General features: G+C 38.6%; 9 protein-coding genes. 5 read left to right on the top strand and 4 right to left on the bottom strand.

All coding sequences use genetic code 11. From position 1 onward, the window contains the following. On the bottom strand, nt 1-1369 hold a 1369-nt coding region (locus tag O3C63_09010), incomplete at its 3' end, for a hypothetical protein (protein MDA0773067.1). A gap of 96 nt (nt 1370-1465) precedes the next feature. Here O3C63_09010 and O3C63_09005 point away from each other — a divergent pair. Next, the gene (locus O3C63_09005) at nt 1466-2143 is read left to right on the top strand and encodes a hypothetical protein (protein ID MDA0773066.1); all 678 of its coding nucleotides are present in this window, start codon (nt 1466-1468) and stop codon (nt 2141-2143) included. Between the two features lies 1 nt (nt 2144). Here the strand turns inward: O3C63_09005 and O3C63_09000 are convergent, their stop codons facing one another. Both O3C63_09000 and O3C63_08995 read right to left on the bottom strand, forming a co-directional pair. Next, entirely contained in the window at nt 2145-2762 is a 618-nt protein-coding gene (locus O3C63_09000) for a flavin reductase family protein (GenBank protein MDA0773065.1), read from the bottom strand. 135 nt (nt 2763-2897) lie between these two features. Further along, nucleotides 2898-3248, bottom strand: coding sequence for a DCC1-like thiol-disulfide oxidoreductase family protein (locus O3C63_08995; GenBank protein ID MDA0773064.1), 351 nt, complete (start codon nt 3246-3248; stop codon nt 2898-2900). Nucleotides 3249-3280: 32 nt separating this feature from the next. Here O3C63_08995 and O3C63_08990 point away from each other — a divergent pair, with 32 nt between their 5' ends. The 4 genes from O3C63_08990 (at nt 3281) to trpC (ending at nt 6891) form a co-directional block, all read left to right on the top strand. Beyond that, nucleotides 3281-3607 (top strand): DUF309 domain-containing protein, encoded by a 327-nt coding sequence (locus tag O3C63_08990; GenBank protein MDA0773063.1) that lies wholly within the window; start codon nt 3281-3283, stop codon nt 3605-3607. Continuing rightward, nucleotides 3604-4530, top strand: coding sequence for a sulfate adenylyltransferase subunit CysD (gene cysD, locus O3C63_08985; GenBank protein ID MDA0773062.1), 927 nt, complete (start codon nt 3604-3606; stop codon nt 4528-4530). Before O3C63_08990 ends, cysD begins: the two co-directional genes overlap by 4 nt. Then, complete coding sequence (gene cysN / locus O3C63_08980) at nt 4530-5801, top strand: sulfate adenylyltransferase subunit CysN (GenBank protein MDA0773061.1); 1272 nt, start codon at nt 4530-4532, stop codon at nt 5799-5801. Before cysD ends, cysN begins: the two co-directional genes overlap by 1 nt. Nucleotides 5802-6096: 295 nt before the next feature. Beyond that, nucleotides 6097-6891 carry an indole-3-glycerol phosphate synthase TrpC gene (trpC, locus tag O3C63_08975; protein ID MDA0773060.1) on the top strand — a complete coding sequence of 265 codons (795 nt, stop codon included), beginning with the start codon at nt 6097-6099 and terminating at the stop codon, nt 6889-6891. Nucleotides 6892-6937: 46 nt separating this feature from the next. Here trpC and O3C63_08970 read toward each other — a convergent pair whose 3' ends face one another. Beyond that, nucleotides 6938-7207, bottom strand: coding sequence for a hypothetical protein (locus O3C63_08970; protein ID MDA0773059.1), 270 nt, complete (start codon nt 7205-7207; stop codon nt 6938-6940). Nucleotides 7208-7317 lie beyond the last annotated feature (110 nt).

Below are 7317 nucleotides of genomic sequence, written 5' to 3'. Positions count from 1 at the left end.
CACAAGTAATGAAAAAAATTAAACTACTTTTGTTTATCTGTTTTTGAGATACTTGATAAATAAATAGCAATATCGCTGGAATAAAGACATACCCAAATTTGCGCATACTCAGAGTCGAGAAAAATAGATTTAATGGTCTTTGAGCAGCTTGGCTTAAATCTGTTACTGTTGCGACATTGTTCATGTATTCATTATCATAGAAGTAACTTAAATAACCAAAGCTATGCATTACCCACTTAAGTGAAGGTGCCCAAGTTACAGGATCTATCCCATTAAAACCCATACTGAGCGGATTACTGAAAGATAGAATTTTACCTAAGTAAACACTAATTACTAAGATTGCTGAATTGATAATGAATCGAAAAGTTTTTTCTTTATTGATAAACACTTTATTGATAAGTATTAATGTGAGGCTAATTAAAGTAGCCGCAAAGGTCATACTCCAGAGAGCATTTTTAAACATGAATAGCATGAAAGATATTGCTGTAATTGGAATTAGATTTATTAGTTTCATCCTAGAGCTTGTCTGCAATCCAGAAACTACGGAGATTATGATTAGTAGAAATGTGAAACTAAGCATGAAATATAATCCACCACGTCCATCTCCCAACCCTGAAGCACCATAGAGTCCTAGAGTACTCTTCCAAGATTTGATGAAATCTGGACTAGTAATATTGAAAATTTCTCTTGTTAAAAATTCAATTGAAGTATGAGAAATCGTGAGGTAGAAAAATGTTGCTAAAAATGAATAAATCGGTGATTTAATAAAGTATCTAAAAAATACAAAAACAGCTACTAAACCAAGAAAACAAGTGAAACCTGTATGGATTGGAAAGATCTCGATTGTGCTCAAGCCTGTTATGGTTTTTAAATTGGTCAAAGAGAAATCTAAACCATAGTGATAGAAAGGCATAGGCAAGTCATGGTTAGATGGATAGACTGGTGGGTAGATATTGTTGTTAGATATACTGCCGACTAAGGCAAGATGAAAACGAGCTGAATCTCCAAAGAGTTCGTATCTGATTTTATAGAAGCTTGCAAGTAGCCCGCTTATGCCAATACAGCCAAGATCAAATAGATCAACTTGATTAAATATCTTTGTCCAAGCTATTTTGTTTTTGATAGTCAAAACCACGCTCGTGCTAACAAGAATCGACAAACTCAAATAAATACTAGTGGTGACATTCTGAGTGATATACGAAAGCAGGTGTGTAAGTAATAAGTGGCTGCAGATGCCAGTTACTGTATTAAGAATAAAGTCTTGACTGAAATAATTATCCTTGTTTAATCCGCAGTTATTAAAGCAGGCTTTGGAAAAGTAATAACAAAGTGCTGTGAATGCCGCTAATTTCAATAAAACAATTGCCATAATCCTTATAATAGCTCAGCTTGAGTATGAACCACCCCACACTAGATAAAACGCACAGCTATCTGCTATCATATTAACCACGACCACAATAAGCCCATGTTTGGATTTCTTATATTAATTATAACTGCTGCAATCTCTGTGAGTTTTCTTACATTTAATAGCTTTGCAAGTTTGCAAACTTTTCATAATCAGACTCAAATAGTTGGAGATTTAGACACCGTCACTTTGGCTACTACTAATAGAGTAAATAAAATCACCAATGCCTTTTTGTCAGATCTGCGCAATTCTTTAATTGCAAGTATTCAAGCTTGGGATGATCAGCCGCTTAGTCTTGAACTCAAAAATGCAAGACTTGCTTTGGTGCAAGAATATTTTAGTAGTTTGACTGATGGTTCGCAAATTAATTCCAGTATTGAATTTGGTTTGAACCCGAATCAAACTGAACAAGTGGGTTTTCAAAGCTATGAAACTAGTTTGATTCATTCAGATTATCTTCCAAACAAACTTGATACTAGTTCACAAGCTTATGCATCTAGTTTAGTTGATTCAAGTGTGGAGATTGATCAAGCAAGCACTGACTCTAGTGAATTTATCACTGGAGATATTCTTGCGATTAGTCCTAATTTATTGAATCAATTACTTGAAGAAGATTCAGTGCAGTTTATTACTGATCATCTTGCTTCATTTGGCTTGAGTCTTGGCGAGACCGGCTTAGCTTTGCCGAAGCTGGCTAATGGTATTAGTATTCAGTTGGTGACGCTAGTTGAAGAATAATTTACTTCATCTCAAAAATCGCATCACCGCTCGCTCTAGTATAGTAATGCTCGCCATTGCGCCCGATCAGGTCAATTGCTTGCGGGTCGATTCTCTCTGTGCCTGGTTTAAAAACACTCTCATCAACATGAAACTTGAGTACTTCACAAATAGCCAGGTTGCCAGCACCGGGTTGGTCGCCCAATTGTTTCATCTCTAGTAATTTGCATTCCATTTGAAACGGTGATTCTTTGACGCGCGGTGCTTTGACAATATCAGAAGGGATTTGTGTGAGCCCAGAGATATCAAACTCATTAATATCAGCATCAAGATCTTGGGCGCAGAGTTTCATCTTCTCGCGCATCTCATAGTTAACCATTTGCACCACGCACTCCTTAGTCTCTACTAAATTGGTGTAAGTATCTTTGAATGGTTTATCAGGATTCGCTGTGCGAGCTGGAGAGAACACTACTACAGGTGGATTTGAGCTAAAGGCATTAAAGAATGAAAAGGGTGCGAGGTTGGGTATTCCATCTCTTGAGATAGTGGAGACAAAAGCAATCGGACGAGGTCCAATGCCGCCGATTAGATAGAAGTATTTTTCTTTGGGGCTTAGGTTTGAAGCTAAAACTGAATGCATAATAGACTTGTCGCCAAAGCTCCAATAGCTGCGTTACGCTCGCCCTCATTTGTTAGAACAAACTTCGGGTAAACCCTGCGGGCTCGCAAGCCTTGCTCTTGAACCTTTTGCAACAAGTCTATAGTACATCTGATATTAGATTTTGCAAGAGGTATTACGATTCGCTGCAACCCAAGTGTAGATCTTCTCTGAGACCCAAGCAAATCCAGGAATATATTTGTAGCACCAAAGAAAGAAACCTAGCTTACTTGCGACGGCTCTAAATACGGCTTGGGCTGCAGAGTAGACCTGGTAAGTATCATTTTCAAAAACAATAAATTGAATCGCCTTTATAGAATTTTGAGAACTAATTCCATAGTCTCCGTCTTTAAGCTCGGCTCTTGGTAGATAATCAACACTTTCTCCAATGATTGATTTTAATTTATCAACACCGTTTTGGCAGAAGCCACAATCTGCGTCATAGATTAGTATGCTCTTTTGGGACATAGATTAATTATGACATGTGATACGATTTCATTGTGAAAGAATTCGTCAGACTATTCAATGATAAGCAATACTTCGATGCTCATGAGCACTTGGAGCAAATCTGGATAGGACTTGAAGAACCAGAGAAAAGCTGGACTCAAGGCTTGATTCAGATAGCTGCTTTGATGCATTTATTAGAGCAAGGTCGGTTTATTGGAGTTCAAAAAGTATGGGCTAGAGCCAAAGCCAATCTCTCAGAGGCTCCAGAGATCTATAAAGACATCAATATCATTAATCTAAAGAAAACTATTGCTAATATTTGCGAGAATCTAGACGAAAACAGCTATACAGATGTTAAAATTGGGCTCAACCCCAAATGAGCATTGTGAAAGAAGAACTGAAATTAAACCACCTCAGACAACTGGAAGCAGAGTCTATTCATATTATTCGTGAAGTTGCTGCCGAATTCAAGAATCCTGTCATGCTCTATTCGGTGGGTAAGGATTCAAGCGTGATGCTACACCTGGCGCGCAAGGCATTTTATCCTGCGGTACTGCCTTTCCCTTTGATGCATGTAGATACCGGATACAAGTTTCCTGAGATGTACACGTTTAGAGATGAATTTATTAAAAGCATGGGGGCTAAGCTCATCATTCACAAAAATGAAGAAGCGATGGCAAATGACATGAACCCCTTTAAGTATGGCACCGACAAGTGTTGTGCCGCTCTTAAGACAGGTGGCTTGCTGGCTGGTTTAGAGAAGCATGGTTTTGATGCTGCCTTTGGTGGAGCGCGCCGAGAGGAAGAAAAATCACGTGCCAAAGAAAGAGTTTATTCTATTCGTGACGAGTTCGGGCAATGGGATCCAAAAAATCAACGACCTGAGCTTTGGAATTTATACAACTCTGAAATCAATGAAGGTGAGTCTATTAGAGTCTTCCCGCTGTCCAACTGGACGGAAGTTGATATTTGGGAATACATCAAAGCTGAAGAGATTCCGATTGTGCCAATTTATTACGCACAAAAACGGGAAGTGGTAATGCGCAATGGAGTGATGATTCCGATTGATAGATCAAGTCCTTATACTAGTCCGAAGGAAGGCGAAGAAGTTTTGATTAAGAACACTCGTTTCCGTTCACTTGGTTGTATGCCTTGCACCGGTGCCGTTGAATCAGATGTAACTGATATTGATGGCATTATCGAAGAGTCGAAATTGGCTCGCAAGTCAGAGCGCGAGAACCGAGTCATAGACTTGGGTTCGGATTCCAGCATGGAAGACAAGAAGAAAGATGGGTATTTTTAATGGAAGATTTTGATATATTACGTTTTACTACTGTAGGTAGTGTTGATGATGGTAAATCAACTCTCATCGGTAGATTACTTTATGACTCTAAAGGAATCTTTGAAGATCAATTAGCTGCAGTACAAAAGACCAGCGGTAAAAAAGGCTTCGAGAGTGATGAAGGAATTGATTTTGCTTTGCTCACTGATGGCTTAGCTGCTGAGCGTGAGCAAGGCATCACTATTGATGTTGCTTATAGATATTTCAACACCCCCAAGCGTAAGTTCATTATTGCTGACACACCAGGACATGAACAATACACCCGTAACATGGTGACTGGCGCTTCTACTGCACATCTTACTATCATTTTGATTGATGCTCGCAAAGGTATTATTGATCAGAGTCGTCGTCATACTTTGATATCGAGTTTGCTGGGAATTCCTAATTTTTTGATTGCTGTTAATAAGATGGATTTGGTTGATTACTCTCAAGATGTCTTCAATAATATCGTTGATGATTTTAAAGATCTTGTTTTGAAACTAGATGTGGCTGATGCTAATTTCAATTTTGTGCCGATCTCTGCATTGAAGGGGACCAATGTTGTTAACGCTGGTACCGCTATGCCTTGGTACACAGGTCCTACAATTCTTGAGGTGCTTGAAGGAGTTGATGTTCAATCAACACTTACACACAAAAAATTTAGAATGCCTGTGCAGTATGTAATTAGAAATGATTCTGCTGAAGCGCGTGACTATAGAGGTTTTGCGGGGCAAATATCGAGTGGAGTAGTTCAAGTTGGTGACGAGTTAATTAGTCAACCCTCAGGGATGAAATCTAGAGTCAAAGCAATTACTAGTTACAAGGACAATCTTGACACTGCTATTGCAAGGCAGTCAGTCACTCTCGTACTTGAAGATGAGATTGATACAAGTCGCGGTGATATGCTTTCCAAAGTAGATGACGCTAGTCCTCTCATGAAAGAATTTAATGCCAATCTTTGTTGGATGTCTGAAACCAAATTTGAGCCACGCAAGAAATATATACTCAAACATACTAGTAACAAAGTCAAAGCAATGGCAACTGAAATTAATTACAAACTGGATATCAATAACTACGACAAACTAGCTGCCACTGAACTAGGTTTGAATGATATTGCTAATGTAAGTTTTAAGGTCTTAAAACCAATTGCTGCTGATAGTTATAAAGAGAACCGCAATACTGGTAGTTTCATTTTGATTGATGAAGTGAGTAATGATACAGTTGCAGCTGGTATGATTCTGAGCACTTTATAAGCTCCACCTGTTGCGTTACGCTCGCTACAAGTAGTCATCATTGGCGGCTCAGCCAACTTAGCCTCCTTGTAGCTTCGCAAACCTTGCATCTGAAGCTTCTAAAATGCTCAGAAAGTCAGTTACCAACTTCACTTCGCTCCGCATGGTAACTGACTTTGATTAATAGTGGAGCGTGTTATACACCCAGCCCAAATTACTAAATATAAAGATCTCAGTTAATAAATATGGGCTGGGTTACACGCTCCTAGCCTGCGGAGCTTCTTGTGGTACACGATCTATACTATAATTGAAATAGATGACCATCCTTGAAGAAATAGTTGAAAACAAACGCCAAGAAGTCACCAAACTTGAAGAGTTTGATGAATTGGAAGATAGAATCTTTGATTTGAGTTCTGATAATTCAATGCCTGCAACACGTGGTTTTGCAAAAGCAATTCGAGAGGCTGAGGGTCCGGCTTTGATTGCGGAAGTTAAAAAAGCAAGCCCAAGCAAAGGTATCATCAAGCCCGACTTTGACGCTGCCAAGATTGCCAAGGCATATGAAGATGGCGGAGCACATTGTCTTTCTGTGCTGACAGACTCAAAGTATTTTCAAGGTAGTTATGAGAATTTGATAATAGCTTCTTCTGAAGTTGCTATTCCATGTTTGTGCAAAGAGTTTATTGTTGATCCAAGACAGATTGCAATGGCTCGTTTGATGGGTGCTGATGCGATTCTTTTGATTGCTGCTGTGCTTGATGATTCTGAGATTGAAGACTTCCGTTATATAGCTAATGAATTTAGTATGGATGTTTTGCTTGAGGTTCACACTGAAGCAGAGATGCTTCGAGCAATCAAACTTAATCATGATTTGATTGGTATCAATAATAGAGACCTTACTAGTTTTGAAGTGAGCTTGGACACTAGTTCAAAATTGATTAGCAAATTCAAGTACGACCTTGGTGGAGTCACACTTGTCACTGAGTCAGGGATTCATACTAAGCAAGATATTTTGATCTTGCATAATATGGGTGTTAAGGCTTTTCTTGTAGGAGAGTCTCTAGTGAAGCAGGATGATATTCGCAAGGCTGTTGAGAACTTGCTTTTTTGAAAGGGGCAGGACTGACCCTCTATAACCACATTGAGAACCTTATCAATCAAAGATTCAAGTCATAACTTGTGCTTCTACCTTCTCCTGGTCGTTTAATGAAAACACCAGCTTCTAATAAATCAATGAGGTCTCTTGTTGCTGTGGCTTTAGAGCATTTTGTGATTTTTTGATAACAAATTGGATTATATTTGATGATATGGGAATGAAGCAAGATATATTTAGATTGTTTGAGTCTGAAACGAATGAAGCTAAAAGAGACCCTAGTGATTGGAGAAATTATGTAGTTTATTTCTTGCAAAAGACGGCTTTTGAACATATATATATAAGGCATGGCTATAAGAGAGGATTTGATATTGATTCAGATAAACCCACTCACACTTTATTCTGAGCAAAGGCGAATACCCCGAAGCTTGTTCAATTTCAAAG

It is taken from the genome of Cyanobacteriota bacterium, assembly GCA_027618255.1.
Lineage (GTDB): Bacteria > Cyanobacteriota > Vampirovibrionia > LMEP-6097 > LMEP-6097 > JABHOV01.
The sequence above is the reverse complement of the archived record's forward strand: the minus strand, read 5'-3'. Positions and strand labels throughout refer to the sequence as shown.